29 protein-coding genes and 1 pseudogene are annotated in these 23798 nt (G+C 67.4%); 3 read left to right on the plus strand and 27 right to left on the minus strand.

Features of this window, described 5'->3' with window-relative positions; all coding sequences use genetic code 11:
- Positions 1 to 2 precede the first annotated feature (2 nt).
- The 20 genes from rpsE to LRS04_RS23145 form a co-directional block, all read right to left on the minus strand.
- Positions 3 to 590, minus strand: a complete 588-nt coding sequence (gene rpsE / locus LRS04_RS23050) for a 30S ribosomal protein S5 (RefSeq protein ID WP_257818386.1) — start codon at positions 588 to 590, stop codon at positions 3 to 5.
- A 9-nt stretch (positions 591 to 599) separates the two neighbouring features.
- Positions 600 to 959 carry a 50S ribosomal protein L18 gene (gene rplR, locus LRS04_RS23055; protein ID WP_257818387.1) on the minus strand — a complete coding sequence of 120 codons (360 nt, stop codon included), beginning with the start codon at positions 957 to 959 and terminating at the stop codon, positions 600 to 602.
- A 3-nt stretch (positions 960 to 962) separates the two neighbouring features.
- The gene (gene rplF / locus LRS04_RS23060; RefSeq protein ID WP_257818390.1) at positions 963 to 1496 is read right to left on the minus strand and encodes a 50S ribosomal protein L6; all 534 of its coding nucleotides are present in this window, start codon (positions 1494 to 1496) and stop codon (positions 963 to 965) included.
- 1 nt (position 1497) lies between these two features.
- Positions 1498 to 1893: a 30S ribosomal protein S8 gene (rpsH, locus tag LRS04_RS23065; RefSeq protein WP_257818391.1), complete on the minus strand. Its 396-nt coding sequence runs from the start codon at positions 1891 to 1893 to the stop codon at positions 1498 to 1500.
- 12 nt (positions 1894 to 1905) lie between these two features.
- Entirely contained in the window at positions 1906 to 2211 is a 306-nt protein-coding gene (gene rpsN / locus LRS04_RS23070) for a 30S ribosomal protein S14 (RefSeq protein WP_257818392.1), read from the minus strand.
- A gap of 17 nt (positions 2212 to 2228) precedes the next feature.
- Entirely contained in the window at positions 2229 to 2789 is a 561-nt protein-coding gene (gene rplE, locus LRS04_RS23075; RefSeq protein ID WP_257818393.1) for a 50S ribosomal protein L5, read from the minus strand.
- Positions 2782 to 3099 (minus strand): 50S ribosomal protein L24, encoded by a 318-nt coding sequence (gene rplX / locus LRS04_RS23080; RefSeq protein ID WP_257818396.1) that lies wholly within the window; start codon positions 3097 to 3099, stop codon positions 2782 to 2784. The genes rplE and rplX overlap by 8 nt, the downstream gene beginning before the upstream one ends.
- A complete protein-coding gene (gene rplN, locus LRS04_RS23085) occupies positions 3099 to 3467 on the minus strand; it encodes a 50S ribosomal protein L14 (RefSeq protein WP_257818398.1) in 369 nt (122 codons plus the stop codon). Before rplN ends, rplX begins: the two co-directional genes overlap by 1 nt.
- Positions 3468 to 3479: 12 nt before the next feature.
- Positions 3480 to 3731: a 30S ribosomal protein S17 gene (gene rpsQ / locus LRS04_RS23090; RefSeq protein ID WP_257818400.1), complete on the minus strand. Its 252-nt coding sequence runs from the start codon at positions 3729 to 3731 to the stop codon at positions 3480 to 3482.
- 13 nt (positions 3732 to 3744) lie between these two features.
- Positions 3745 to 3939 carry a 50S ribosomal protein L29 gene (rpmC, locus tag LRS04_RS23095; RefSeq protein WP_257818402.1) on the minus strand — a complete coding sequence of 65 codons (195 nt, stop codon included), beginning with the start codon at positions 3937 to 3939 and terminating at the stop codon, positions 3745 to 3747.
- Positions 3939 to 4370, minus strand: coding sequence for a 50S ribosomal protein L16 (gene rplP, locus LRS04_RS23100; protein ID WP_257818403.1), 432 nt, complete (start codon positions 4368 to 4370; stop codon positions 3939 to 3941). The genes rpmC and rplP overlap by 1 nt, the downstream gene beginning before the upstream one ends.
- Before the next feature lie 11 nt (positions 4371 to 4381).
- The gene (gene rpsC / locus LRS04_RS23105; protein WP_257818404.1) at positions 4382 to 5146 is read right to left on the minus strand and encodes a 30S ribosomal protein S3; all 765 of its coding nucleotides are present in this window, start codon (positions 5144 to 5146) and stop codon (positions 4382 to 4384) included.
- On the minus strand, positions 5146 to 5526 hold the full coding sequence (gene rplV / locus LRS04_RS23110) for a 50S ribosomal protein L22 (RefSeq protein ID WP_257818405.1): 381 nt from the start codon (positions 5524 to 5526) through the stop codon (positions 5146 to 5148). Before rplV ends, rpsC begins: the two co-directional genes overlap by 1 nt.
- A 2-nt stretch (positions 5527 to 5528) precedes the next feature.
- A complete protein-coding gene (gene rpsS / locus LRS04_RS23115; protein WP_257818406.1) occupies positions 5529 to 5807 on the minus strand; it encodes a 30S ribosomal protein S19 in 279 nt (92 codons plus the stop codon).
- 3 nt (positions 5808 to 5810) lie between these two features.
- Positions 5811 to 6647, minus strand: a complete 837-nt coding sequence (gene rplB, locus LRS04_RS23120) for a 50S ribosomal protein L2 (RefSeq protein WP_257818407.1) — start codon at positions 6645 to 6647, stop codon at positions 5811 to 5813.
- A gap of 4 nt (positions 6648 to 6651) precedes the next feature.
- Positions 6652 to 6954, minus strand: coding sequence for a 50S ribosomal protein L23 (locus LRS04_RS23125; protein ID WP_257818408.1), 303 nt, complete (start codon positions 6952 to 6954; stop codon positions 6652 to 6654).
- On the minus strand, positions 6954 to 7592 hold the full coding sequence (gene rplD / locus LRS04_RS23130) for a 50S ribosomal protein L4 (protein WP_257818409.1): 639 nt from the start codon (positions 7590 to 7592) through the stop codon (positions 6954 to 6956). The genes LRS04_RS23125 and rplD overlap by 1 nt, the downstream gene beginning before the upstream one ends.
- Complete coding sequence (gene rplC / locus LRS04_RS23135; protein WP_257818410.1) at positions 7592 to 8374, minus strand: 50S ribosomal protein L3; 783 nt, start codon at positions 8372 to 8374, stop codon at positions 7592 to 7594. The genes rplD and rplC overlap by 1 nt, the downstream gene beginning before the upstream one ends.
- A gap of 13 nt (positions 8375 to 8387) precedes the next feature.
- A complete protein-coding gene (gene rpsJ / locus LRS04_RS23140) occupies positions 8388 to 8696 on the minus strand; it encodes a 30S ribosomal protein S10 (RefSeq protein WP_012521787.1) in 309 nt (102 codons plus the stop codon).
- Between the two features lie 296 nt (positions 8697 to 8992).
- Positions 8993 to 9826 (minus strand): DUF2807 domain-containing protein, encoded by an 834-nt coding sequence (locus LRS04_RS23145; RefSeq protein WP_257818412.1) that lies wholly within the window; start codon positions 9824 to 9826, stop codon positions 8993 to 8995.
- Between the two features lie 210 nt (positions 9827 to 10036).
- Between LRS04_RS23145 and LRS04_RS23150 the strand changes: the two genes are divergently transcribed.
- A complete protein-coding gene (locus LRS04_RS23150; RefSeq protein ID WP_257818414.1) occupies positions 10037 to 10840 on the plus strand; it encodes a hypothetical protein in 804 nt (267 codons plus the stop codon).
- Positions 10841 to 10911: 71 nt separating this feature from the next.
- On the opposite strand, the gene tuf is transcribed toward LRS04_RS23150, so the two are convergent.
- The 4 genes from tuf to rpsL form a co-directional block, all read right to left on the minus strand.
- Positions 10912 to 12102: an elongation factor Tu gene (gene tuf / locus LRS04_RS23155; protein WP_257818416.1), complete on the minus strand. Its 1191-nt coding sequence runs from the start codon at positions 12100 to 12102 to the stop codon at positions 10912 to 10914.
- 51 nt (positions 12103 to 12153) lie between these two features.
- Positions 12154 to 14232 (minus strand): elongation factor G, encoded by a 2079-nt coding sequence (gene fusA, locus LRS04_RS23160; RefSeq protein ID WP_257818417.1) that lies wholly within the window; start codon positions 14230 to 14232, stop codon positions 12154 to 12156.
- A 101-nt stretch (positions 14233 to 14333) separates the two neighbouring features.
- Entirely contained in the window at positions 14334 to 14807 is a 474-nt protein-coding gene (gene rpsG / locus LRS04_RS23165) for a 30S ribosomal protein S7 (protein WP_257818418.1), read from the minus strand.
- Between the two features lie 12 nt (positions 14808 to 14819).
- Complete coding sequence (gene rpsL / locus LRS04_RS23170) at positions 14820 to 15191, minus strand: 30S ribosomal protein S12 (RefSeq protein WP_056018026.1); 372 nt, start codon at positions 15189 to 15191, stop codon at positions 14820 to 14822.
- A gap of 332 nt (positions 15192 to 15523) precedes the next feature.
- On the opposite strand from rpsL, the gene LRS04_RS23175 reads away from it, so the two are divergent.
- Both LRS04_RS23175 and LRS04_RS23180 read left to right on the plus strand, forming a co-directional pair.
- Complete coding sequence (locus LRS04_RS23175; protein WP_257818419.1) at positions 15524 to 16201, plus strand: hypothetical protein; 678 nt, start codon at positions 15524 to 15526, stop codon at positions 16199 to 16201.
- A gap of 69 nt (positions 16202 to 16270) precedes the next feature.
- Positions 16271 to 17005 (plus strand): hypothetical protein, encoded by a 735-nt coding sequence (locus LRS04_RS23180; protein ID WP_257818420.1) that lies wholly within the window; start codon positions 16271 to 16273, stop codon positions 17003 to 17005.
- 9 nt (positions 17006 to 17014) lie between these two features.
- Here the strand turns inward: LRS04_RS23180 and LRS04_RS23185 are convergent, their stop codons facing one another.
- The 3 genes and pseudogenes from LRS04_RS23185 to rpoC form a co-directional block, all read right to left on the minus strand.
- Positions 17015 to 17344: a zf-TFIIB domain-containing protein gene (locus LRS04_RS23185; RefSeq protein WP_257818421.1), complete on the minus strand. Its 330-nt coding sequence runs from the start codon at positions 17342 to 17344 to the stop codon at positions 17015 to 17017.
- A gap of 47 nt (positions 17345 to 17391) precedes the next feature.
- Positions 17392 to 19359, minus strand: coding sequence for a S9 family peptidase (locus LRS04_RS23190; RefSeq protein ID WP_257818422.1), 1968 nt, complete (start codon positions 19357 to 19359; stop codon positions 17392 to 17394).
- Positions 19360 to 19518: 159 nt separating this feature from the next.
- A pseudogene (gene rpoC / locus LRS04_RS23195) lies at positions 19519 to 23716 on the minus strand (DNA-directed RNA polymerase subunit beta').
- Between the last annotated feature and the right edge of the window lie 82 nt (positions 23717 to 23798).

The raw sequence follows: 23798 nt of genomic DNA on the forward strand, positions 1-23798 counted from the left end.
ACTTATCCTTCCGCATCCGCGGCGGCCGCAGCCGCCGAGGCGCCGTCGGCGCGGCGGCCGATCACGTCGGAGACCTTCTTGCCGCGCTTGGCCGCGACCTGGCGGGGCGAAGACTGGGCCTTCAGCGCCTCAAAGGTCGCGCGCACCATGTTGTAGGGGTTGGACGAGCCGACCGACTTGCCGACCACGTCCTGGACGCCCAGGGTTTCCAGCACCGCGCGCATCGGACCGCCGGCGATCACGCCCGTACCGGCCGGAGCCGCACGGACCATCACCTTGCCGGCGCCCCAACGGCCGTTGCCGTCGTGGTGCAGCGTGCGGGATTCGCGCAGCGGCACGCGGATCATCGACTTCTTCGCTTCTTCGGTCGCCTTGCGGATGGCTTCCGGCACTTCACGCGCCTTGCCGTGACCGAAGCCCACGCGGCCCTTCTGATCGCCGACCACCATCAGGGCGGCGAACGAGAAGCGACGGCCACCCTTCACGGTGGCGGCGACGCGGTTGATGTGCACCAGCTTCTCGACGATTTCGCTGTCGCGTTCTTCTTCGCGATTGCGACGATCGCCGCGCTCTTCGTTCCTGCGAGCCATGATCGTTCCTTAGAAATCCAGGCCGGCTTCGCGCGCGGCGTCAGCCAGGGCCTTGACCCGGCCGTGATAGAGGTAGCCGCCGCGGTCGAAGACCACGGCCTTCACGCCCTTTTCCATCGCGCGCTGGGCGACCAGCGCGCCGACGCGGGCGGCGGCGTCCTTGTCGGCGCCCTTCTGCTTGTTCTCGCCGCCTTCGAGGGACGAGGCCGCAGCCAGGGTCACGCCGCGCTCATCATCGATGACCTGGGCGTAGATGTTCTTGGACGAACGGAACACCGACAGACGCGGGCGACCGGCCGCAACCTTGCGGAGGCGGGTGCGGTTGCGCTGCGCGCGGCGCTTGGAGGAGTCGCGAGGGGTGAGCGCCATGGCTTACTTCTTCTTGCCTTCTTTGCGGCGGACGGTCTCGCCGGCGTAACGCACGCCCTTGCCCTTGTAGGGCTCGGGCGGACGGATGCGGCGGATGCGCGCCGCGGTCTCGCCGACCAGCTGCTTGTCGATGCCCGAGATGGTGATCTCGGTCTGCTTCGGCACGGCGAACGTGACGCCCTGCGGGGCCGGCACGTCGACGTCGTGGCTGAAGCCGAGCTGCATGGAGAGCGCCTGGCCCTTCATCGCCGCCCGGTAACCGACGCCCACGAGTTCGAGCTTGCGCTCGTAGCCCGTGGTCACGCCCACCACCATGTTGTTCACCAGGGTGCGGGACAGGCCCCACATCGCCTGCGCGCGGGTGTTCTCCACGCGCTTGGCGACCAGGAGCTCGGCGCCTTCCTGGCGGACTTCGATCTCGTCCGGCACGGTCCAGGCGAGTTGGCCCTTGGGCCCCTTCACCGAGACGGTCTGGCCGTCGAGGGTCACCGTGACCCCATTGGGGACGGCGACCGCCTTTTTTCCGATCCGCGACATCTTAGTAGACCCGGCAGAGCACTTCGCCGCCCACGTTGGCGTCACGCGCCGCGGTGTCCGACATGACGCCCTTGGGCGTCGACAGGATCGAGATCCCGAGGCCGTTCTTCACGGGCTTCAGGTCCTTGATCGACGAATAGACGCGACGGCCCGGCTTCGAGACGCGGCTGATCTCCACGATGACCGGCTGGCCATCGAAGTACTTCAGCTCGATCTCGAACTCGGGGAACGCACCCGGCTTCTCCACCAGGTGGTAGCCGCGGATGTAGCCCTCGTCGGCCAGGACGTCGAGGACGCGCGCACGCATCCGCGAAGCCGGCGTGGAGACCTTGGAACGGCCGCGCTCGGCGGCGTTCTTGATACGGGCGATCAGGTCGCCAATGGGGTCGTTGACCATGTGACCTTCCCCTTACCAGCTCGACTTGACGAGGCCGGGGATCAGCCCGTGCGAACCGAGGTCGCGCAGGGAGATCCGGCTCATCTTCAGCTTGCGGTAGTAGGCGCGCGGGCGGCCCGTGACTTCGCACCGGTTACGGATGCGGGTCTTGGACGAGTTGCGCGGCAGCTCCGCGAGCTTCAGCCGGGCTTCGAAACGTTCTTCGAGCGGCAGGCTCTCGTCGTTGGCGATCGCCTTCAGCGCATCGCGCTTGGTGGCGTATTGCTTGACGAGCTGCTTGACGCGTTCGTTACGGTTGACGGCGCTTTTCTTGGCCATGTGCTCTTTCCTTCCCGTTACGCTTGCACGAACGGGAACTGGAATTCCTTGAGAAGCGCTCGCGCTTCGTCATCGGTCTTCGCAGTCGTGGCGACGATGATGTCCATGCCCCACATCTGTTCGATCTGGTCGTAGTTGATCTCCGGGAACACGATGTGCTCCTTGAGACCCATGGCGTAGTTGCCACGGCCGTCGAACGAGGTGGGCTTCAGGCCCCGGAAGTCCTTCACGCGCGGCAGCGCGATCGTGATCAGCCGGTCCAGGAACTCGTACATCCGGTCCTGGCGAAGGGTGACCTTGGCGCCGATCGTCATGCCTTCGCGCAGCTTGAAGCCGGCGATGGACGTACGGGCCTTGGTCGGCACCGGCTTCTGGCCCGCGATCTTCGTCAGGTCGGCCAGGGCCGCCTGGATCTTCTTGGAGTCACCGACGGCCTCGCCGACACCCATGTTCAGGACGATCTTGTCCAGCTTGGGGATCTGCATCTCGTTGGTGTAGCCGAACTGGTCCTTCATCGCCTTGCGGATGCGCTGGCGATACTCGGTCTTCAGCCGGGGTTCGTAAGCTTGGTCAGCCATTGGAGATCACCTCGCCGGTCGTCTTGGCGAAACGGACCTTCTTGTCGCCTTCCACGCGGAAACCGACGCGGGTCGGCTTGCCGGCGGAATCGACCACGGCCACGTTCGACACGTGAAGCGGCGCTTCCTTGTTCTTGATGCCGCCCTGCGGGTCGAGCTGCGAGGGACGGGTGTGGCGCTGAACCATGTTCAGGCCTTCCACGAGCACGCGCTCTTCCTTCGGGAAGACTTTCAGGACGGCGCCCTGACGGCCCTTATCCTTGCCGGCGAGGACCACGACGCGGTCCCCCTTGCGAATCTTGGCAGCCATCACAGCACCTCGGGGGCGAGCGAAATGACCTTCATGTGGTTCTTCGCACGCAGTTCGCGAGGCACCGGCCCGAAGATACGGGTGCCGATCGGCTCGCCTTGCTTGTTCACGATCACGGCGGCGTTCTTGTCGAACCGGATGACCGAGCCATCCTTGCGCTTGATCGCCTGGCTGGTGCGCACGACGATCGCCTGCAGCACGTCACCCTTCTTCACCCGGCCGCGCGGGATCGCTTCCTTCACGGACACGACAATGCGGTCGCCCACCGAGGCGTAGCGGCGCTTCGCGCCGCCCAGCACCTTGATGCACATGACCCGGCGGGCGCCGGAATTGTCGGCGACGTCCAGGTTAGTTTGCATCTGGATCATGGATTCAGATCCTTAGGCTTCTTGGGACGCACCGCCCGCAGGCAGCACTTCCCAGGTTTTGGTCTTCGACTTGGGCGCGCACTCTTGGATGCGCACGACCTCGCCGGCCTTCACGGCATTCGCCTCGTCATGGGCGTGGTACTTCTTCGACCGGCGGACGGTCTTCTTCAGCACCGGGTGCAGGAAGGTCCGTTCGACCTTCACGACCACCGTCTTGTCGCCCTTGTCGGAGACGACAACGCCTTCGAGAATTCGCTTCGGCATTATCCGTATCTCCTCAGGCCTGAGCCTGCTTGGCGCGCAGGACGGTCTTGATGCGCGCGATAGCCTTGCGCACCTCGCCCACGCGGTGGGTCTTTTCCACCTGGCCGGTCGCCTTCTGGAAGCGCAGGTTGAACTGCTCCTTCTTCAGGTTGACGAGCTGTTCGGCCAGCTGGTCGGGGGTCAGGCCCCGGACGTCTTCGATCTTCATCACGCGTGCTCCGCGGCGGCGGCGTCGATACGCGTGACGATGCGGGTCTTCACCGGAAGCTTCGCCGCGCCGAGGCGCAGGGCTTCACGGGCCACATCGTCCGGCACGCCGTCGATTTCGAACATGATCCGGCCCGGGTGGACGCGGGCGGCCCAGTACTCGACCGAGCCCTTACCCTTACCCATCCGCACTTCGGCCGGCTTGTCGGTCACCGGAACGTCCGGGAAGATCCGGATCCAGACCCGGCCCTGACGCTTCATCTGGCGCGTGATCGCCCGGCGGGCGGCTTCGATCTGGCGCGCGGTGATCCGCTCGGGCTCAACGGACTTCAGACCGTAGGAGCCGAAGTTCAGCGTGAAGCCGCCCTTCGCAACGCCATGGATCTTGCCCTTGAACTGCTTGCGGTACTTGGTCTTCTTCGGGGAAAGCATTCTTCCGACCCTTAAGCGTTCTGCGGCTCGCCGCGGCGCTCGCGGCGCGGGCCACGGTCCGGACGGTCGCCACGGTCACGGCCGCCACCCTCGCCGGCCGGGCCGCTTTCGCCGGCCAGGCGCTTGTCGAGAGCCATCGGGTCGTGCTCGAGCACTTCACCTTTGAACACCCACACCTTCACACCGATGATGCCGTAGGTGGTCTTGGCTTCGGTGAAGCCGTAGTCCACGTCGGCGCGCAGGGTGTGCAGCGGCACGCGACCTTCGCGATACCACTCCATGCGGGCGATTTCCGCGCCGCCTAGGCGGCCCGAAACGTTGATCCGGACACCCTTGGAGCCCAGGCGCATCGCCGACTGCATCGAGCGCTTCATGGCGCGGCGGAAGGCCACGCGGCGCTCGAGCTGCTGGGCGATGTTCTCGGCGATCAGCTGGGCGTCGGTTTCCGGCTTGCGGATCTCGACGATGTTCAGGTGAACATCGGCGCCGCCGGCCATCACCGCCACGTCCTTGCGCAGCTTCTCGATGTCCGCGCCCTTCTTGCCGATGATCACGCCGGGGCGCGCGGCATAGATGGTGATGCGGCACTTCTTGTGCGGACGCTCGATGACGATCCGCGAGACGCCGGCCTGGTACAGGCGCTTCTTCAGCGTGCGACGGATCTTGATGTCGGCGTGCAGCAGCTTGCCGTACTCGGCGCCGTCGGCGAACCAACGGCTGTCCCAGGTGCGGTTGATGCCGAGACGGAGCCCGACCGGATTGACTTTCTGACCCATCAGGCGGCCTCACCCAGCTCACGGACCACGATTGTGATCTCGGAGAACGGCTTTTCGATGCGAGAAGCACGACCGCGCGCACGGGCGGCGAAGCGCTTCATCACCAGGTTCTTGCCCACGAAGGCCTCGGCGACGATCAGGTTGTCGATGTCGAGGTTGTGGTTGTTCTCGGCGTTCGAGATCGCCGAGTAGAGCGCCTTGCGCACATCGCGGGCGATGCGCTTGTGGCTGAACTCCAGCTCGTTCAGGGCCCGCTGGACCTTGAGGCCGCGGATCGACTGGGCGACCAGGTTGAGCTTACGCGGGCTGGTGCGAAGGGTCGTCACCTTCGCCATCGCCTCGATGCCCTTCAGCCGGCGTGCTTTCGCTTGCTTGGACATGCTTACTTCCTCTTGGCCTTCTTGTCGGCCGCGTGGCCCGGGAAGTAGCGGGTGGGCGCGAACTCACCGAGCTTCATCCCGACCATGTCTTCCGAGACCAGCACGGGGACGTGCTTCTGGCCGTTGTGGACGCCGAACGTGAGACCCACGAACTGCGGCATGATGGTGGAACGGCGCGACCAGGTCTTGATCACGTCCTTCCGGCCCGAGCCCTGCAGGGCTTCGGCCTTCTTGAGCAGGTACCCGTCGACGAACGGGCCTTTCCAGACGGAGCGGGTCATCGGTTAGCGAGCCTTCCGAGCGTGGCGCGAGCGGATGATGAACTTGTCCGTCGCCTTGTTGGTGCGGGTCTTGGAGCCCTTGGTCGGCTTGCCCCACGGGGTGACCGGGTGACGGCCGCCCGAGGTCTTGCCTTCACCGCCGCCGTGGGGGTGATCGACCGGGTTCATGGCGACGCCGCGGACGTGCGGGCGACGGCCCTTGTGGCGGACGCGGCCGGCCTTGCCCATGACCTCGTTCATGTGGTCCGGGTTCGACACGGCGCCGACCGTGGCCATGCAGCTGTCCGGGACCATGCGCAGCTCGCCCGAGTTCAGGCGGATCTGGGCGTAGCCGGCATCGCGGCCGACCAGCTGGGCGTAGGCGCCAGCCGAGCGGGCGATCTGGCCGCCCTTCAGCGGCTTCAGCTCCACGTTGTGGATGATGGTGCCGATCGGCATGCCGCGCAGCGGCATGGCGTTGCCCGGCTTCACGTCGGCCTTCTCGGCGGCGATCACATTGTCGCCGGCCTTGAGGCGCTGCGGAGCCAGGATGTAGGCCAGCTCGCCGTCGGCGTACTTCACCAGGGCGATGAAGGCCGAGCGGTTCGGGTCGTACTCCAGACGCTCGACCGTGCCGACCACGTCGAACTTGCGACGCTTGAAGTCGACCTTCCGGTACAGGCGCTTGGCGCCGCCGCCGCGGAAGCGGACGGCCACGCGGCCACCGCCGCCACGACCGCCGGACTTGGTCAGGCCCTCGACGAGGGACTTCTCCGGGCGGCCCTTGTGGAGCTCGGACTTGTCCACCAGGACCAGCTGGCGCCGGCCCGGGGACGTCGGGTTGTACTGCTTCAAGGCCATCGGATCAGAGCCCCGTGGTGATGTCGATCGACTGGCCCTCGGCCAGGGTCACGACAGCTTTCTTGACGTCGGAACGACGGCCCATGATGCCGCGGAAGCGCTTGGTCTTACCCTTCACGTTCAGGGTGTTGACCTTGGTCACATTGACCTTGAACAGCGCCTCGACCGCCGAGGCGATCTCGTCCTTGGAGGCGTCGGCGGCCACGCGGAAAACGACCTTGTTCTGCTCCGAGAGCAGAGTGGCCTTCTCGGTGATCACCGGCGACAGGATGGTGTCGTAGTTACGGGCGGTGGGTTGCTCGGCCATCACGCGGCCTCCTTAGCCTGGAAGCGCGCGTTGATCGCTTCGACCGCGTCCTTGGTGAGGACCAGGGTCTTGCGACGCAGCACGTCGTAGACGTTCAGGCCGGCGTTCGGCAGCACATCCACGTTCGGGATGTTGCGGGCCGCCAGGCCGAAGTTCTTGTCGACCTCGGCGCCGGCGATCACCAGCGCGTGGGTCACGCCGATCTTGCCGAGCTGGTCGCGCAGCGCGGCCGTCTTGGCTTCCTTCACCGTGACCGAGTCCAGCACGATCAGGGCGCCGGACTTGGCCTTCGACGACAGGGCGTGGCGCAGAGCCAGGGCGCGAAGCTTCTTCGGTAGGTCGAACGCATGGCTGCGGACGACCGGGCCGTGCGCCTTCGCGCCGCCGACGAACTGGGCCGCCCGGCGCGAGCCGTGACGGGCGCCGCCGGTGCCCTTCTGCTTGTACATCTTCTTGCCCGTACGAGAGACCTCGTTGCGGACCTGAATCTTGTGGTTCCCGGAGCGGCGCTTGGCCAGCTGCCAGGTCACTACGCGCTGCAGGATGTCGCCGCGGATTTCTTCGATGCCGAAGATCTCATCGGCCAGCTCGATCGAGCCGCCCTTCCCGCCGTCGAGCTTGATGACGTCGAGTTTCATTACGCTTGATCCCCAGCTTCCGGCGCTTCAGCGGCCGGGGCCTCTTCCACCGCGGCGTCTTCCGCCGGGGCTTCTTCAGCCGCGGCTTCCACCGGGGTCGGTTCACCCGACTTGCGGAACGCGCCCGGCTTCGGGGCGTCCGCCGGCAGGGCGACCTTGATGGCGTCGCGGATCTTCACGAACGTGCCCTCGGTGCCGGGCACGGAGCCCTTCACCAGGATCAGGTTCCGCTCGGTGTCGACGCGCCAGACGGTGACGTTGAGGGTGGTGACGGTTTCCTGGCCGAGATGGCCGGCCATCTTCTTGCCCGGGAAGGTACGACCCGGATCCTGACGGTTGCCGGTCGAACCGTGCGAACGGTGCGACACGGACACGCCGTGGGTGGCGCGCAGACCAGCGAAGTTCCAGCGCTTCATGGCGCCGGCGAAGCCCTTACCGACCGTGAGGCCGGTGACGTCCACCTTCTGGCCCGGGACGAAGTGGTCGGCGGTGATTTCCGCGCCCACGTCGATCAGGTTGTCTTCCGACACCCGGAACTCGGCCACGGTGCGCTTCGGCTCCACTTCCGCCTTGGCGAAGTGGCCGCGCATGGCCTTGGAGGTGTTCTTGGCCTTCTTCGCGCCAGCGCCGAGCTGGAGCGCGACGTAGCCGTCCTTGTCCTTGGTGCGCTGGGCGACGACCTGGCAGCCCTCGAGGCTGAGCACGGTCACCGGGACGTGGGCGCCGGCTTCGTCGAAGAAGCGCGCCATACCCAGCTTTTTGGCGATCACGCCGGTTCGCATCGGACCGATCCCCTTAGAGCTTGATCTCGACGTCCACGCCGGCGGACAGGTCGAGCTTCATGAGCGCGTCCACGGTCTGCGGGGTGGGGTCGACGATGTCGAGCACGCGCTTGTGCGTGCGGATTTCGAACTGCTCGCGCGACTTCTTGTCGATGTGCGGCGAACGGTTGACGGTGAATTTCTCGATGCGCGTCGGCAGCGGGATAGGCCCGCGCACGGTGGCGCCGGTCCGCTTGGCGGTGTTGACGATCTCGCGCGTGGAATGATCCAGCACGCGGTGGTCGAACGCCTTCAGGCGGATGCGGATGTTCTGACGATCCATATCGCTCTTTTCGTTCCCTACAGACGGCGGCCCGCCCGCGTGATCTCGACCATTTCAAAGACCAGCCGGAACTCTCGAGAGAGCCCCTACGCGACAGTCCGCTACAAACGACTTAGGCCCGCGCGCAACGTGCGAGGGCCTCCCGAAACGCTAGGTTTTAGCACTGTCTCAGGTTCGTTCCGCGGGCCGCGTCTGCGCCGAAGCGCACAGCCGGTCCAACAGGAGGCGCGTAAATACCTATGCGACTCGGACTCGTCAAGCGCCCTAGGGTCAAAACGCCGGGGCGCGACGGTCTGTCAGTTGCCGACGTGCACCGAGCCCGAGCCCATCACCGTCTTGGAGATCTCGCCCCGCACCTGGCGGACATGCACGTCGCCGGAGCCGGCGATGCGGGCCTTCACGCTGTCGGCCACGCCATCGAAGTCCACGTCGCCGGAGCCGGCAATGGAAACCGACATGGGCCCGGCGTTGCCGCCGGCGATCTTCACGTCGCCGGAGCCGGCGATCGAGACGTCCAGCGGGCCGGCCACGGAGACGACACTGACGCCGCCGGACCCGGCGATGTCCACGTCCAGCCCGCCGCGGATCTCCGCGGTGGAGACGTCGCCCGAGCCGGCGATGCGTAGGCGGGCGCTGGCGGCGGACCCCGTGCGCGTGTCGCCCGAGCCAGCCTGGCTGACGCGCAGGCGGCCCTCGACATTGGCCACCGTCCAGTCGCCGCAGCCGGCGTTCTCGAGCTCGAGGGCGGCCGAGCGGCCGACCGCGCCATAGACCGCGCCCTCGGCGTCGATGCTGACGTCGCGCGGGGTGCGGATCACCACCTGGGGCATCTGGGCGTAAGGCACCTCGCCCACCTCGCGCACGGTGACGCGCACATTGTCGCCGCCGCCGTTGCAGCTGCGGATGCGGCGCTCCAGGTTGCCGTCGATGATCGTCCGGTCGCCGAGCGTGCGCACCTCCAGCGGCAGCCGCGGGTTGGCGGCGACGACCTCGACCTTGATGTCGCTGCGGTTCTCCGGGATCACCGTCACGCGGGCCACCGCGTCGCGGATCTCCACCGAGGCCGCCTGCGCCGCGCCGGCGGCCAGGGTGGCGGCCGCGGCGGCGAAAAGAGCCAACTGAAGACGCATCGTCTTCTCCCAATGTCCAGTCTCGGCGGGGAAGCTAGCCCTCCGACCCCGCCGGGGCAGCTTAAATCGCGGTCATGACTTTCCGGTCATCCGGTCGCGCGCGCCCGAACCACAAATCGCGCCATACTGGTAGAGCTTCCCGTCACAGCTTAAGCGCGACTCCAGGCGCATCCCTTCCCGCTTCCCAGCCAGGAAGGAGCAGACCATGCCTTGGGATATCACAGACCTCCCCCCGCCCCGACGCCCGACCAGGTCGCCAAGTTCATCACCGAGGCCGCCGCCGAGGTGATTCAGACGGTCACCCAGGCCGGCGACGCCGCCCAGTCGCAGGTCACCGCCACCGCCGGCCGCGCCGTCCAGGATGTGAACCGGGCCGCCAACGCCATGGCCGCAGCGACCCAGACCGCGCTTCTGGACCTGCAGGGCGGCGCCGACCGGGCGCGACGGGACCTTCAGACCACCGCCGATCGGGCGATCGACGACTTCCGGCAACTGCTGGGCTCGCTGGCGTCCCTGCTGCCGGCCCTGCCCTCCCCTAACGACTTCGCCATCTTCGAGATCAACGGCCGTCAGTACCTCGAGCCGGCCACCTTCTTTGTAGGACTGATGAAGGCGATCCACGACGGCGAGAAGCCGATCCGGTTCAGGCTGCACGAGCCCACCGTCGCCCGGGCCTTCCGCGAACTGGTCGGTAACACCGAGGCGGAGATCGCCCGCAAGGCCCGCGAGCTCGTCACCGCGCGGCTGGGCCTCCCGGCCACGTCGACGGCGATGGTGGCCGACCCGGGCACGGTTTCCATCGCCGCAGTGCTGGCCGCCGTGCCGCCCGCAGTGTGGATCATCCTGGCGCTCTGTGTGCTGGCGCTGGCCGTGGGCACGATGGTGTTCGTGGTGCTGATGGCGGTGGCGACGATCTACGCCATCTCGCAGGGCTACACGATCCGCGACCTGGGCCTGCAGATGGAGACCCCTCTGGGCTCGCTGGGCTTCGGCGGGACCTTCGAGCACCCGTAGACCCCCAAAAAGAAAAGGCCGCCGGGGGGATGTCCCCGGCGGCCTTACTGTCTCGTTCGCGTGTGGCGATCTTACTTGATGATCTTGGCCACGACGCCGGCGCCGACCGTCCGGCCGCCTTCGCGGATCGCGAAGCGCAGGCCCTGGTCCATGGCGATCGGCGTGATCAGCTCGACCAGCAGCTCGGCGTTGTCGCCGGGCATGATCATCTCCACGCCTTCCTTCAGCTTGATGATCCCCGTCACGTCCGTCGTCCGGAAGTAGAACTGCGGACGGTAGTTCGTGAAGAACGGAGTGTGACGGCCGCCCTCTTCCTTCGTCAGGATGTAGGCTTCCGCCATGAACTCGGTGTGCGGCGTGATCGAGCCCGGCTTGCAGAGCACCTGGCCCCGCTCCACGTCCTCGCGCTTCGTGCCGCGCAGCAGCACGCCCACGTTGTCGCCCGCCTGGCCCTGGTCCAGCAGCTTGCGGAACATCTCGACGCCCGTGCAGGTCGTCTTCTGAACCGGACGGATGCCGACGATCTCGACTTCCTCGCCGACCTTCACGATCCCCTTCTCAATCCGGCCCGTCACCACCGTGCCGCGGCCCGAGATCGAGAACACGTCTTCCACCGGCATCAGGAACGGCAGGTCGATCGGACGCTCCGGCTGCGGGATGTAGGCGTCCACCGCCGCCATCAGGTCCAGGATCCGCTGCTCGCCGATCTCCGGATTGCGGCCTTCAACCGCCGCCAGCGCCGAACCCTTCACGATCGGGATGTCGTCGCCCGGGAACTGGTACGACGAAAGCAGCTCGCGCACTTCCATCTCCACCAGGTCCAGCAGCTCCTCGTCGTCGACCATGTCGACCTTGTTCATGAACACCACCAGCGCCGGCACGCCCACCTGACGCGCCAGCAGGATGTGCTCCCGCGTCTGCGGCATCGGACCATCGGCCGCGCTCACCACCAGGATCGCGCCGTCCATCTGCGCCGCGCCCGTGATCATGTTCTTCACGTAGTCGGCGTGACCCGGGCAGTCCACGTGCGCGTAGTGACGGTTCGCCGTCTCATACTCCACGTGCGCCGTGTTGATCGTGATGCCCCGCGCCTTCTCTTCCGGCGCCGCGTCGATGTCCGCGTAGGCCATCGCCTTCGCGCCACCCGCCTTCGCCAGCGTCATCGTGATCGCCGCCGTCAGCGTCGTCTTCCCATGGTCAACGTGACCAATCGTGCCGATGTTGCAGTGCGGCTTATTCCGTTCGAACTTTTCTTTGGCCATTTCAAGCTCCAGCCCTGTCCGGGCTTGTCCTCTAGCTAGGGTTGGATGGTCTTAGGCGTACTTCTTGATCACTTCGTCGGCGACGGCTTGCGGCACCGCTTCGTAGTGGTCGAACTGCATGGTGAACTGGGCGCGGCCCTGCGACATACCACGAAGGTTGTTCACGTAGCCGAACATGTTCGCCAGCGGGACGAAGGCGTTGATGACGGTCGCGTTACCACGCACGTCCTGGCCCTGGATCTGGCCGCGGCGGCCGTTCAGGTCGCCGATCACCGAGCCCAGGTATTCTTCCGGGGTCACGACCTCGACAGCCATGATCGGCTCGAGCAGCTTGGCGCCGCCCTTCTCGCGCAGTTCCTTGAAGGCCGCACGGGAGGCGATTTCGAAGGCGAGCACCGAGGAGTCGACGTCGTGGAAGGCGCCGTCCACCAGGGTGGCCTTGAAGTCGATCACCGGGAAGCCGGCGAGCAGGCCGTTGTCCTTGGCGGACGTCAGGCCCTTCTCGACGCCGGGGATGTATTCCTTCGGCACCGCGCCACCGACGATGGCGCTTTCGAACACGAAGCCCGAACCCGTCTCGCCCGGCTCGAACACCAGCTTCACGCGGGCGAACTGGCCCGTGCCGCCGGTCTGCTTCTTGTGGGTGTAGTCGATCTCGGCCCGGCGGCTGATGGTCTCGCGATAGGCCACCTGCGGCGCGCCGATGTTGGCTTCCACCTTGTAGGTGCGCTTCAGGATGTCGATCTTGATGTCCAGGTGCAGCTCGCCCATGCCCTTCAGGATCGTCTGGCCCGACTCGTGGTCGGTGGAGACGGTGAAGGACGGGTCTTCCGCCGCCAGCTTCGCCAGGGCGACGCCCAGCTTTTCCTGGTCGGCCTTCGACTTGGGCTCCACGGCGATCTCGATCACCGGGGCCGGGAACTCCATGCGCTCCAGGATCACCGGGTTCTTGTTCGGATCGCAGAGCGTGTCGCCCGTGCGGGTGTCCTTCAGGCCGGCCAGGGCGACGATGTCGCCGGCATAGGCTTCCTTGATGTCTTCCCGGTTGTTGGAGTGCATCAGCAGCATGCGGCCGACGCGTTCCTTACGGTCGCGGGTCGAGTTCATCAGGCCCATGCCGGTCTCGATCTTGCCCGAGTAGATCCGGCAGAAGGTCAGCGAGCCCACGAACGGGTCGTCCATGATCTTGAAGGCGAGCATGGAGAGCGGCTCGTCGTCGGACGCGCGGCGCTCGATCGGCTCTTCCGTGCGGAAGTCGATGCCCTTGGTCGGCGGGATGTCCACCGGCGACGGCAGGTAGTCGACCACCGCGTCCAGCAGCGGCTGGACGCCCTTGTTCTTGAACGCCGAGCCGCAGAGGATCGGGTAGAAGGCGCCGGTCAGCACGGCCTTGCGGATGCACTTCTTGATCGTCTCTTGCGACGGCTCTTCCCCCGAGAGGTAGGCTTCCATCGCGTCGTCGTCGAGCTCGACGGCGTTCTCGATCATGTAGCTGCGGGCGGCCTCGGCCTTTTCCTTCAGGTCAGCCGGGATCTCTTCGTCGCGGTACTTCGCGCCCAGGCCGTCGTTGTCCCAGACCACCGCCTTCATGCGGACGAGGTCGACCAGGCCGCGCAGGGCGGATTCCGAACCGATCGGCAGCTGGATCGGCACGGCCTTGGCGCCGAGGCGGTCACGGATGGACTCGACCGACTTGTCGAAGTCGGCGCCGAGCTTGTCCATCTTGTTGACGAAGACGATCCGCGGAACCTTGTACTTGTCGGCTTGGCGCCAGACAGTTTCGGTCTGCGGCTCAACGCCGGCGTTGCCGTCCAGCACGGTGACCGCGCCGTCGAGCACCCGCAGCGAACGCTCCACCTCGATGGTGAAGTCGACGTGCCCGGGGGTGTCGATGATGTTCAGGCGCTTGTCGTTCCAGAACGCGGTCGTCGCGGCCGACGTGATCGTGATGCCGCGCTCCTGCTCCTGCTCCATCCAGTCCATGGTGGCCGCGCCATCATGGACTTCGCCGATCTTATGGCTCTTGCCGGTGTAGTAGAGGATCCGCTCCGTCGTCGTCGTCTTACCGGCGTCGATGTGCGCCATGATGCCGAAGTTGCGGTAGTCTTCGATTTTATGCGTGCGGGGCATAGCGGGTGCTCGGAAAAGGGCGTTCGTAATGGGGGCCTGAACGAACGGCGCGGGCGGTTTATCTCAAACCGCCCGCGCCGGGAAGCTCAGGATGCGGGCGCTTACCAGCGGTAGTGCGAGAAGGCCCGGTTGGCTTCGGCCATCTTGTGCGTGTCTTCACGCTTCTTGACGGCGGCGCCGCGGTTCGAGGAGGCGTCCAGCAGCTCGCCGGCCAGCTTCTCGGTCATGGTGTTCTCGCCACGGTTACGGGCGGCGTTCACCAGCCAGCGGATGGCGAGCGCGCGGCGGCGGTCCGGACGGACTTCCACCGGCACCTGGTAGGTGGCGCCGCCGACCCGGCGGGAACGCACCTCGATGGCGGGGGCGACGTTGTCCAGGGCGGCGTGGAAGGTTTCCAGCGGGCCCTGGTCCTTGCGCTTGGCTTCCAGGATATCGAAGGCGCCGTAGAGGATGTTCTCGGCGACGGCCTTTTTGCCTTCGTACATCACGTAGTTCATGAACTTGGTGACCACGAGATCACCGAACTTCGGATCCGGAAGGACTTGACGCTTCTCTGCGCGACGGCGGCGGGACATGACTTCTGATCCTTACTTCGGACGCTTGGCGCCGTAGAGCGAGCGACGCTGCTTGCGGTCCTTGACCCCTTGGGTGTCGAGCACGCCACGCAGGATGTGATAGCGGACGCCCGGAAGGTCCTTCACCCGGCCGCCGCGGATGAGCACGACGGAGTGCTCCTGCAGGTTGTGGCCTTCGCCGGGGATGTAGCACACCGCTTCGATGCCGGTGGTCAGGCGCACCTTGGCGACCTTACGCAGAGCCGAGTTCGGCTTCTTCGGGGTCGTCGTATAGACGCGGGTGCAGACGCCACGGCGCTGGGGGCAGCCCTTCAGGGCCGGCACCTTGTTGCGCGAGGGCTTGTCCTGGCGCGGCTTGCGGATGAGCTGGTTGACTGTAGGCATCTAGTCTCGCTTGCGTGGAGGCGTGTGCCGTTTGGCCGAGGCGCCTCAGTGGGGTTTTTGTTTTCGTCGGGTCGGGGCCGTGCCGGTGAACGCAAAAACTCGCCGGGACGCCGTTGTCTGGCGCTCCGACGGGAACCACGTCTCCAGGCTGGGAACGAATCCCGGCCCCGAAAGAGCGCGCTACATAGTCGCGAAGCGCCGGCGCGTCAACGTTTGCGCAAGGGACGCGGCCCCTTCGCCGCAGGGCCATCTTCCGGCCATGAAATCGCCGTCCGCCGCCTTCCCTCTAAGCCAAAGCTTGGGCCAGGGCTTGGGACGGCCGGAAGGGGCGGATGACGGGCACACGAGCTGGCGGGCGCACCGCCGCGATCGCGGTCTCCGTCGCCTTCCACCTGGGCGTCCTGGCGCTCCTCGCGCTGCATGCGCCGAAGCTGGCCCCTCCGGCGCCGGAGCCCGGCGGGCCGCCGGTCCCGATCATCCCCCTTCTGCTGTCGCCGCGCGCCCTGCCCGAGAACGCCGAGGGCGGGCGAAGCGGCGCCATCCGCCTTCACCGCCGCCGGGTCCGCGACCGGGACCTGCCGGCCCACGTGAGGCCGCTGGTGACACCCGCGGCCGAGGCCGCGCCGGCCCCCGCAGACACGCCCGCCGCCAGCCCCGCCGCCCCGGACGAGCCGGCGCGCAAACTCGGCGAGGCGCTCGACCTCACGCGCGTACTTCGCAGCCGGGTCGGCTGCGCCAGTCCGGACCTGCTCACCCGCGAGGAGCGTGAGGCCTGCGACCGCCGTCTGGCGGCCGGCGCGAAGGACGCGCCCTACCTCGGCGCGGGGATCGAGCGCGACAAGGCCCGCGCCCTCGACGCCAGCGCCGCGCGAAAGGCCGCCGACGTCCGCTACCGCGACGCGCCGCCGACTCCACCCACGGCCCCGGGCCGCATGGGGTCGGGCCAGACCGCGGAGGGCATGGCCGCCCAGATGGGCAACGACCGCGCGAAGCTGAAGGTCCCCTTCTGACGCCGCCCGCCACGATTTCGCCGCGCAAGGCCGTTCCCGATAGGCTCCACGGATGGGACGGCGGGAATGATGGGCGAGGCGGGACGACGCCGGACGACGGTGGCGATCGCCGCCTCGACGGCGGCACACCTCGCGGTGCTCGCGATCCTCGCGACCAACACCCCGATCCTCCATGTCCCGCCAATGCGTTCGGGCCCGCCGGAACCGATCATCCCGGTGCTGATCCTGCCCAGGACACCGCCGCCCGCGGCGGGCGAGGCCGCGCCCGCGCCGATCCGCCTGCACAGGCGACCGCAGCGCTTCCGCCTGGAGGACCTGCCGCTCGCGCCCCTCCCCGTCCCCGAGGCCGCGACCGCGCCTTCCGCCCCGGCCCGCGAGGGCCCGCGGCGCGGTGACTTCCACCCGGCGCCGCTGCCGGAGGGGCCGAAGGACCAACTGCGCAGCGTGCTGCGGCGCAGCGACGTGGGTTGCGCCAACGCCACGGCCGTCGGCCTCAACCGCACCGAACGCGAGAATTGCGACGAACGGCTGGGCAAGGGCGCCAAGGACGCGCCCTTCATCCATCCCGGCTTCGGCATGACCCGGGCGAAGCGCGCCGAACTCGAAGCGGCGGCGGCCCGCAAAAGCGCCCGGGTCGCGGTCCAGGAGCGCCCCGTCAGCCCGCCGGTGGGCCTGCCCGACCCGCAGGGCGAGACCTACGACGGCGAGCCTCACATCACCGGGGCCGGCGAGAGCCTGTTCGGCCAGGCCAACCCGCCGCCGAGCAAGCGGGCGGCCCGCCGGCTGGAGCGCCTCCCGCCCTGAGGCTCAGCCTCAGTCGAAGATGTCGAAGATGTCGAAACCCTTCTTCTTCTTCCGATAGTGGTAGTCGTCGTCGTACTTGTAGCGCTTGTGCGCGGAATCATACGGATGCTGCCGCTTCCAGGCGTCGGGATCCCGGTGGAACTGGTCCACCTCCCGCTCAAAGCGCTGCCGGTCCTGGGATTGGCCCTGGGACTCCGTCTTCACGTCGCCGAGGATCTTCTCCAGCTCGCCCCGGTCCAGCCAGACGCCGCGGCAGGTGGGGCAGATGTCGATCTCCACCCCATTGCGGTTCACGTTCTGCATCGAGGTGTTGTCGTTCGGGCAAAGCAGCAGCGGCACCAGGCGTCCTCCGTCGTTGGTTGACGCCTGATCTAGGTACGCGCGGCCTAGTTCGCCACCGGCAGGTTCTTCGCCAGGAACGCCTCGATGGCCTCCAGCATGCGGGTCCGGTTCGCCGCCTTGGTGAAGTAGTGGTTCTCGTCGGGCAGGAGGACCAGCTCGTAGGGCTTGCCGGCGGCCTTCAGCGCGTCGGCCATGCTCTGGGACTGCTCGGCCGGAACGACCGTGTCCTGCTCGCCGTGGATCAGCAGGATCGGTCCGCCGGCCTTCGCCGCCTGGCGGGCGGGCGAGGTCGCCTGCAGCTTGGCGAGGTCGGCCTTGCCGAGCCGCCTGCGCCATTCGTCCACGACAATGGAGTCGCGGCCGCTGGTGCGGCCCTTCTCGACCAGGAACAGGCCGAGGTCGCCGATGCCGGATATCGCCGCCGCACAGCGGTAAGCGTCCGGCTGGAGCGTCGCGCCGGCGAGCGCGGAGTAACCGCCAAAGCTGGCGCCGACGATGCACACCCGCTTGGGGTCGATCTGACCGTCCGCGGCGAGCGCCGCCACGCCGTCCAGCAGGTCGGTCTGGATCTTGCCGCCCCACTCCCCGTCCCCGGCCGCCTCGAAGGCTGAGCCGGATCCCCAGGAGCCCCGGAACTGCGGCTGGATCACCGCATAACCTCGGGTGGCGAGGAACTGCGCCAGATAGTCGAAAGAGAAGGTGTCGCGCGCCTGCGGCCCGCCGTGCGGCAGGACGATCAGGGGCAGCTTCCCACCCGTGGCCGGCGCGCCGGGCGGCAGGGTGACGTAAGCCGGGATCTCGAGACCGTCGCGGGCCTTGTAGGTGATCCAGCGGGTGGTCCCGAGCGCCACGCCCTTCAGCTCCGGATACTCGTCGCCGAGCGGCGAGAGCTCCTTGCGGGTCTTGTCGAACAGATACCAGACCGGCGCCGCCCCCGGACCCTGCACGCGCAGGACGAAGCGCGTCCGGTCGGCGGACCAGCTCATCGGCTCCACGTCCTGCGCCTTGAACACACGGGTGAGCGCGGCGTGGGTGACGCCGACCTCGGGGTCGAGCCACTGGTAGGTCGGCCGCTCGGCGCCGGTGAGGACCGCCGCGGCCGTATTGCGGTGGGCGTCCCAGAGCAGCGTCGGATTGGTCGCGACCGGCTCGGTCAGGGGTTCGACCGCGCCGTCCGCCAGCCGCTTGCGCACGAGGCGGCCATCCATCGCCAGATAGATGGCGTCGTCCGGTTCGGAGTAACCGTAGTAGAGCCGGCGGCTCTCGAAACTGTCCCCGGACCAGAGCAGGGAATACTGGTTCCTGCCCCTGGGCTTCCCGTGCACAGAGAAGCGGTCGTTGAGCGCGTCGATCTCCAGGCGCACCCGCGGCTCGCCCGCGTTATCGACCTCCCAGGTCCAGGTGTCGGGATTGCCGCGCTCGACGATGCGGCCGCGGCCCGTGGAAGGATCGACGTTGTAGATCACGCGGGTCAGGACGGCGTCGTCCTTGCGCGCCATCCGCGTGTCGGTCGGCGTCGAGGTGTTCGACTCGGCGAGTCCGCCCACCAGCACGCGGGTCGGCGCGGAGGCCGTGACACCCAGGACCGGCTGCTCGGTCAGCCACGAGGACGCTGCGTCGCCGGGCAGGAGTTGTCCCACGACCTTGCCCTCGGCCGAGATCGAGAAGTTCCGCTCGAAGCGATAGGCCACCCGCGGCCCGAGCTGACGCCAGCCGGCGATGCGCGCCAGGACGTGGTCGTCGCCCGCCCAGCGCAGGTCGACCGCCTCCACCGCGCCGAGCTGCACGACCGGCATGCCCTGCTGGTCCACCGTGGCGATGGAGACGACCCGCTGCTCCGACGTACCGCCGAGAATCGCCACCCGCTGGCCGTTGGGCGAAATCTCCGCATCGACGATGACCGGAATGCGCCCGAAGGCCGAGGCCGGCGGCGGCGCGGCCCAGGCCGGCGTGACGAAACCCGGCGCACAGGCGAGCAGGGCCGCGACCGCGGCCGATGCGAACAGTTTCAAGGCGGCTCCCCCGAAGCTCAGCGAACAGACAGGCGTTCGCTCCCGTGAAGCAACGTCGACGGACGGAAAGCCCGCGTCAAGACCGCCGTACCGGGTCCTCAAAAGCAAAGCGGCCCGGGATTGCTCCCGGGCCGCTCGCCAGGTCAGCTTGCCAGAGCCTTACGGCTCGACGCGCTCGGCTTCCTCCGCCTCGACGGCGATGGCTTCCGGCAGCGGCTCCATGGCCTCCTCGCGGCTCTGCGTGAGGGCCTCGTCGCGCTTGGCGGCGATGCGCTGCAGGTTCCGCAGGTAGGGAGCCGGTGCCCGCCGGGATGAGCCGGCCGACGATGACGTTCTCCTTGAGGCCTTCCAGGGTGTCGATCTTGCCCTGGACGGACGCCTCGGTGAGGACGCGGGTGGTCTCCTGGAACGAGGCCGCCGAGATGAAGCTGCGGGTCTGCAGCGACGCCTTGGTGATCCCGAGCAGGACCGGCTGGGTGAGCGCGGGACGGCCGCCACGGGCTTCCGCCTTCACGTTCTCCTCGTCCACCTCGATCTTGTCGAGATGGTCGCCCTTGAGCAGGCCGGTGTCGCCCGGCTCGAGGATCTCGACCTTCTGCAGCATCTGACGGACGATCGTCTCGATGTGCTTGTCGTTGATCGGCACGCCCTGCAGTCGGTAGACCTCCTGGATCTCGTTCACCAGGAAGTCGGCCAGCGCCTCGATGCCCTGGATGCGCAGGATGTCGTGCGGATCCGGGTTGCCGTCGATGAGGTATTCGCCCTTGCGGATGATGTCCCCGTCGTGGACGGCGATGTGCTTGCCCTTCGGGATCAGGAACTCGACCGCCTCACCGCCGTCTTCCGGGGTGATCTTGATGCGGCGCTTGTTCTTGTAGTCCCGACCGAACTCGACCCGGCCGTCCATCTCGGCGATGACCGCGCAGTCCTTCGGACGCCGCGCTTCGAAGAGCTCCGCCACCCGCGGCAGACCGCCGGTGATGTCGCGCGTCTTGGCGCTTTCCGTGGGGATACGGGCCATGACCTCGCCGGGCTTCACCTCATCGCCGTCGCCGACGGAGAGAATGGCGCCCACGGGCAGCAGGTAACGGGCTTCACCGCCGTTCGAGATGCGCTTGTAGGCGCCCTGCTCGTCCAGCACCGCCATGGCCGGACGCAGGTCCGAGCCCTTGGTCGACGCGCGCCAGTCGATGACGACGCGGTTGGAGATGCCGGTGGCTTCGTCGGCTTCCTCGCGGACCGAGAAGTTCTCCACCAGGTCCTCGAACCGCACGCGACCGCCGACTTCGGTGATGATCGGGGTGGTGTACGGGTCCCACTCGGCCAGGCGCTGGCCGCGCTTGACCTTCTCGCCGTCCTTCACCCGCAGGCGGGCGCCGTACGGCGGCTTGTAGGACTCGCGGTCCTTGCCATCGACCTGGACGACGAGCTGCAGGTTGCGGCTCATGCCGATCAGGTGGCCCTCGGCGTTCACGACCGTGTTGCCGCCGCTGATCTTCACCACGCCTTCGTTGCCGCTCTCGAAGAACGACTGCTCGGCCACCTGGGCGGTGCCGCCGATGTGGAAGGTCCGCATCGTCAGCTGGGTGCCCGGCTCGCCGATCGACTGGGCGGCGATGACGCCCACGGCCTCGCCGATGTTCACCGGCGTGCCGCGCGCCAGGTCGCGGCCGTAGCAGGCGCCGCAGACCCCGTTCTTGGTCTCGCAGGTCAGGACCGAGCGGACCTTCACCGACTGGACGCCGGCGTTCTCGACCAGGTCGATCATGTCCTCGTCGAGGTAGGTGTCGGCCGGAACGATCACGTCACCGCCGGCCGGCTCCTTGATGTCCTCGGCCGCGAAGCGGCCCAGGATGCGCTGGCCGAGCGAGACCAGCACGTCACCGCCTTCGACGACGGCGCGCAGCGTGATGCCGCGCGTGGTGCCGCAGTCTTCCTCGTTGATGATGCAGTCCTGCGCCACGTCCACCAGACGGCGGGTCAGGTAGCCCGAGTTGGCGGTCTTCAGCGCCGTGTCGGCCAGGCCCTTACGGGCGCCGTGGGTGGAGTTGAAGTACTCCTGGACGGTCAGGCCTTCCTTGAAGTTCGAGATGATCGGCGTCTCGATGATCTCGCCGGACGGCTTGGCCATCAGGCCGCGCATCCCGCCGAGCTGCTTCATCTGGGCCTGCGAACCGCGGGCGCCGGAGTTGGACATCATGAAGATCGAGTTGATCTCGGCCTGACGCCCATCGGCGCCCACCGGAGCGGAGGAGACCTCCGCCATCATCTCGTCGGCCACGCGGTCCGTCGCCTTCGCCCAGGCGTCGACGACCTTGTTGTACTTCTCGCCCTTGGTGATCAGGCCGTCGGCGTACTGCTGCTCGTACTCTTCCACGAGCTTGCGGGTCTCTTCGACGATCGGCGCCTTGCGGGCCGGAATGACGATGTCGTCCTTGCCGAAGGAGATGCCGGCCTTGGCCGCCTCGCGGAAGCCCAGCCCCATCACCTGGTCGGCGAAGATGACCGTCGCCTTCTGACCGCAGTGGCGGTAGACGACGTCGATCAGGTTGCCGATTTCCTTCTTGGTGAGGTTCTTCTCCAGAAGGCGGTGGCCCAGCGCCGGGTGGTGCGGCAGCAGGGCGGCGATCTTCATCCGGCCCGGCGTCGTTTCGATGACCTTCCGCACGACGTTGCCGTCGGCGTCCATCTCGGTGTGACGCGCCTTGATCTTCGAGTGCAGGGTGACGACGCCGGCGTCGAGCGCACGCTCGATCTCCGACAGGTCGGCGAACGCCTTGCCCTCGCCCGGCTCGCCGTCCTTGGCCAGCGACAGGTAGTAGAGGCCGAGCACGATATCCTGCGACGGCACGATGATCGGCTTGCCGTTCGCCGGCGACAGGATGTTGTTCGTCGACATCATCAGCACGCGCGCTTCCAGCTGGGCTTCCAGCGAGAGCGGCACGTGGACGGCCATCTGGTCACCGTCGAAGTCGGCGTTGAAGGCCGCGCAGACGAGCGGGTGCAGCTGGATCGCCTTGCCTTCGATCAGCTTGGGCTCGAAGGCCTGGATTCCCAGGCGGTGGAGGGTCGGCGCGCGGTTCAGGAGAACCGGGTGCTCGCGGATGACCTCGTCCAGAATATCCCAGACGGCCGGCTGCTCGCGCTCCACCATGCGCTTGGACTGCTTCACGGTGCCCGACAGGCCCTTGGCGTCCAGGCGCGCGTAGATGAACGGCTTGAACAGCTCGAGCGCCATCTTCTTCGGCAGGCCGCACTCGTGCAGCTTCAACTCGGGGCCGACCACGATGACCGAACGGCCCGAGTAGTCGACGCGCTTGCCGAGCAGGTTCTGACGGAACCGGCCCTGCTTGCCCTTCAGCATGTCGGCGAGCGACTTGAGGGGCCGCTTGTTGGCGCCCGTGATCACCCGGCCGCGGCGGCCGTTGTCGAACAGGGCGTCGACGGCTTCCTGCAGCATCCGCTTCTCGTTGCGGATGATGATGTCCGGCGCGCGCAGCTCGATGAGCCGCTTCAGGCGGTTGTTCCGGTTGATGACCCGACGGTAGAGGTCGTTCAGGTCGGAGGTGGCGAAGCGGCCGCCGTCCAGCGGAACGAGCGGGCGGAGCTCCGGCGGGATCACGGGGATCACCGTCAGGATCATCCACTCCGGCTTGTTGCCGCTCTCGAGGAAGCTCTCGATCAGCTTCAGGCGCTTGGACGCCTTCTTCAGCTTCATCTCGGAGGTGGTGGTGACCAGCTCCTCACGAAGCTTGTCGGCCTCCTTGGAGAGGTCGAGGCCCTTCAGCAGGCCCTGGACCGCCTCGGCGCCGATCTCGGCGGTGAAGCTGTCGTCGCCGAACTCGTCCTGGAAGCGCAGGAACTCGTCCTCGGTCAGCAACTGGTGCTGCTTCAGCGGGGTGAGGCCGGGCTCGGTGACGATGTAGTGCTCGAAGTAGAGGACGCGTTCGATGTCCTTCAGCGCCATGTCCAGCATCAGGGCGATGCGGGAGGGCAGCGACTTCAGGAACCAGATGTGGGCGACCGGCGAGGCGAGCTCGATGTGGCCCATGCGCTCGCGGCGCACGCGGGCCAGGGTGACTTCGACCCCGCACTTCTCGCAGATGATGCCCTTGTACTTCATGCGCTTGTACTTGCCGCACAGGCACTCGTAGTCCTTCGTCGGACCGAAGATGCGGGCGCAGAACAGGCCGTCACGCTCGGGCTTGAACGTGCGGTAGTTGATGGTCTCGGGCTTCTTGATCTCGCCGAACGACCACGAGCGGATCTTCTCCGGCGAGGCCAGAGCGATGCGGATCTGGTCGAAGGTCGGCGCGGCCTGGACCGGGTTGAAGATATTCAGGACTTCCTGGTTCATCGGATTTCCAGTTCGTCAGTATTCCAAGAGCGGTGGGGGGAGGAGCTGACGGGCCCCTCCCTCGCATGTGCGGACGGCGGTT

This window comes from Phenylobacterium sp. J367, assembly GCF_024699985.1.
In the GTDB taxonomy this organism is placed as follows: Bacteria; Pseudomonadota; Alphaproteobacteria; order Caulobacterales; family Caulobacteraceae; genus Phenylobacterium.

Coding starts and splice junctions, on each gene's coding strand:
- rplC (WP_257818410.1), bottom strand. CDS start 8,374: ATGCGAACCGGCGTGATCGCCAAAAAGCTGGGTATGGCGCGCTTCTTC.
- rplF (WP_257818390.1), bottom strand. CDS start 1,496: ATGTCGCGGATCGGAAAAAAGGCGGTCGCCGTCCCCAATGGGGTCACG.
- LRS04_RS23175 (WP_257818419.1), top strand. CDS start 15,524: ATGACGGGCACACGAGCTGGCGGGCGCACCGCCGCGATCGCGGTCTCC.
- rpsC (WP_257818404.1), bottom strand. CDS start 5,146: ATGGGTCAGAAAGTCAATCCGGTCGGGCTCCGTCTCGGCATCAACCGC.
- rpsG (WP_257818418.1), bottom strand. CDS start 14,807: ATGTCCCGCCGCCGTCGCGCAGAGAAGCGTCAAGTCCTTCCGGATCCG.
- rpsN (WP_257818392.1), bottom strand. CDS start 2,211: ATGGCCAAGAAAAGCGCCGTCAACCGTAACGAACGCGTCAAGCAGCTC.
- rpsE (WP_257818386.1), bottom strand. CDS start 590: ATGGCTCGCAGGAACGAAGAGCGCGGCGATCGTCGCAATCGCGAAGAA.
- rplP (WP_257818403.1), bottom strand. CDS start 4,370: ATGCTTTCCCCGAAGAAGACCAAGTACCGCAAGCAGTTCAAGGGCAAG.
- rplR (WP_257818387.1), bottom strand. CDS start 959: ATGGCGCTCACCCCTCGCGACTCCTCCAAGCGCCGCGCGCAGCGCAAC.
- rplD (WP_257818409.1), bottom strand. CDS start 7,592: ATGAAACTCGACGTCATCAAGCTCGACGGCGGGAAGGGCGGCTCGATC.
- rpsH (WP_257818391.1), bottom strand. CDS start 1,893: ATGGTCAACGACCCCATTGGCGACCTGATCGCCCGTATCAAGAACGCC.
- rplE (WP_257818393.1), bottom strand. CDS start 2,789: ATGGCTGACCAAGCTTACGAACCCCGGCTGAAGACCGAGTATCGCCAG.
- rpsS (WP_257818406.1), bottom strand. CDS start 5,807: ATGACCCGCTCCGTCTGGAAAGGCCCGTTCGTCGACGGGTACCTGCTC.
- rplB (WP_257818407.1), bottom strand. CDS start 6,647: ATGGCCTTGAAGCAGTACAACCCGACGTCCCCGGGCCGGCGCCAGCTG.
- tuf (WP_257818416.1), bottom strand. CDS start 12,102: ATGGCCAAAGAAAAGTTCGAACGGAATAAGCCGCACTGCAACATCGGC.
- rpsL (WP_056018026.1), bottom strand. CDS start 15,191: ATGCCTACAGTCAACCAGCTCATCCGCAAGCCGCGCCAGGACAAGCCC.
- rpsQ (WP_257818400.1), bottom strand. CDS start 3,731: ATGCCGAAGCGAATTCTCGAAGGCGTTGTCGTCTCCGACAAGGGCGAC.
- rpsJ (WP_012521787.1), bottom strand. CDS start 8,696: ATGGATCGTCAGAACATCCGCATCCGCCTGAAGGCGTTCGACCACCGC.
- LRS04_RS23125 (WP_257818408.1), bottom strand. CDS start 6,954: ATGGCCGAGCAACCCACCGCCCGTAACTACGACACCATCCTGTCGCCG.
- rplV (WP_257818405.1), bottom strand. CDS start 5,526: ATGTCCAAGCAAGCGAAAGCACGCCGGCTGAAGGGCATCGAGGCGATG.
- fusA (WP_257818417.1), bottom strand. CDS start 14,232: ATGCCCCGCACGCATAAAATCGAAGACTACCGCAACTTCGGCATCATG.
- LRS04_RS23145 (WP_257818412.1), bottom strand. CDS start 9,826: ATGCGTCTTCAGTTGGCTCTTTTCGCCGCCGCGGCCGCCACCCTGGCC.
- rplX (WP_257818396.1), bottom strand. CDS start 3,099: ATGGCTGCCAAGATTCGCAAGGGGGACCGCGTCGTGGTCCTCGCCGGC.
- rpmC (WP_257818402.1), bottom strand. CDS start 3,939: ATGAAGATCGAAGACGTCCGGGGCCTGACCCCCGACCAGCTGGCCGAA.
- rplN (WP_257818398.1), bottom strand. CDS start 3,467: ATGATCCAGATGCAAACTAACCTGGACGTCGCCGACAATTCCGGCGCC.
- LRS04_RS23180 (WP_257818420.1), top strand. CDS start 16,271: ATGGGCGAGGCGGGACGACGCCGGACGACGGTGGCGATCGCCGCCTCG.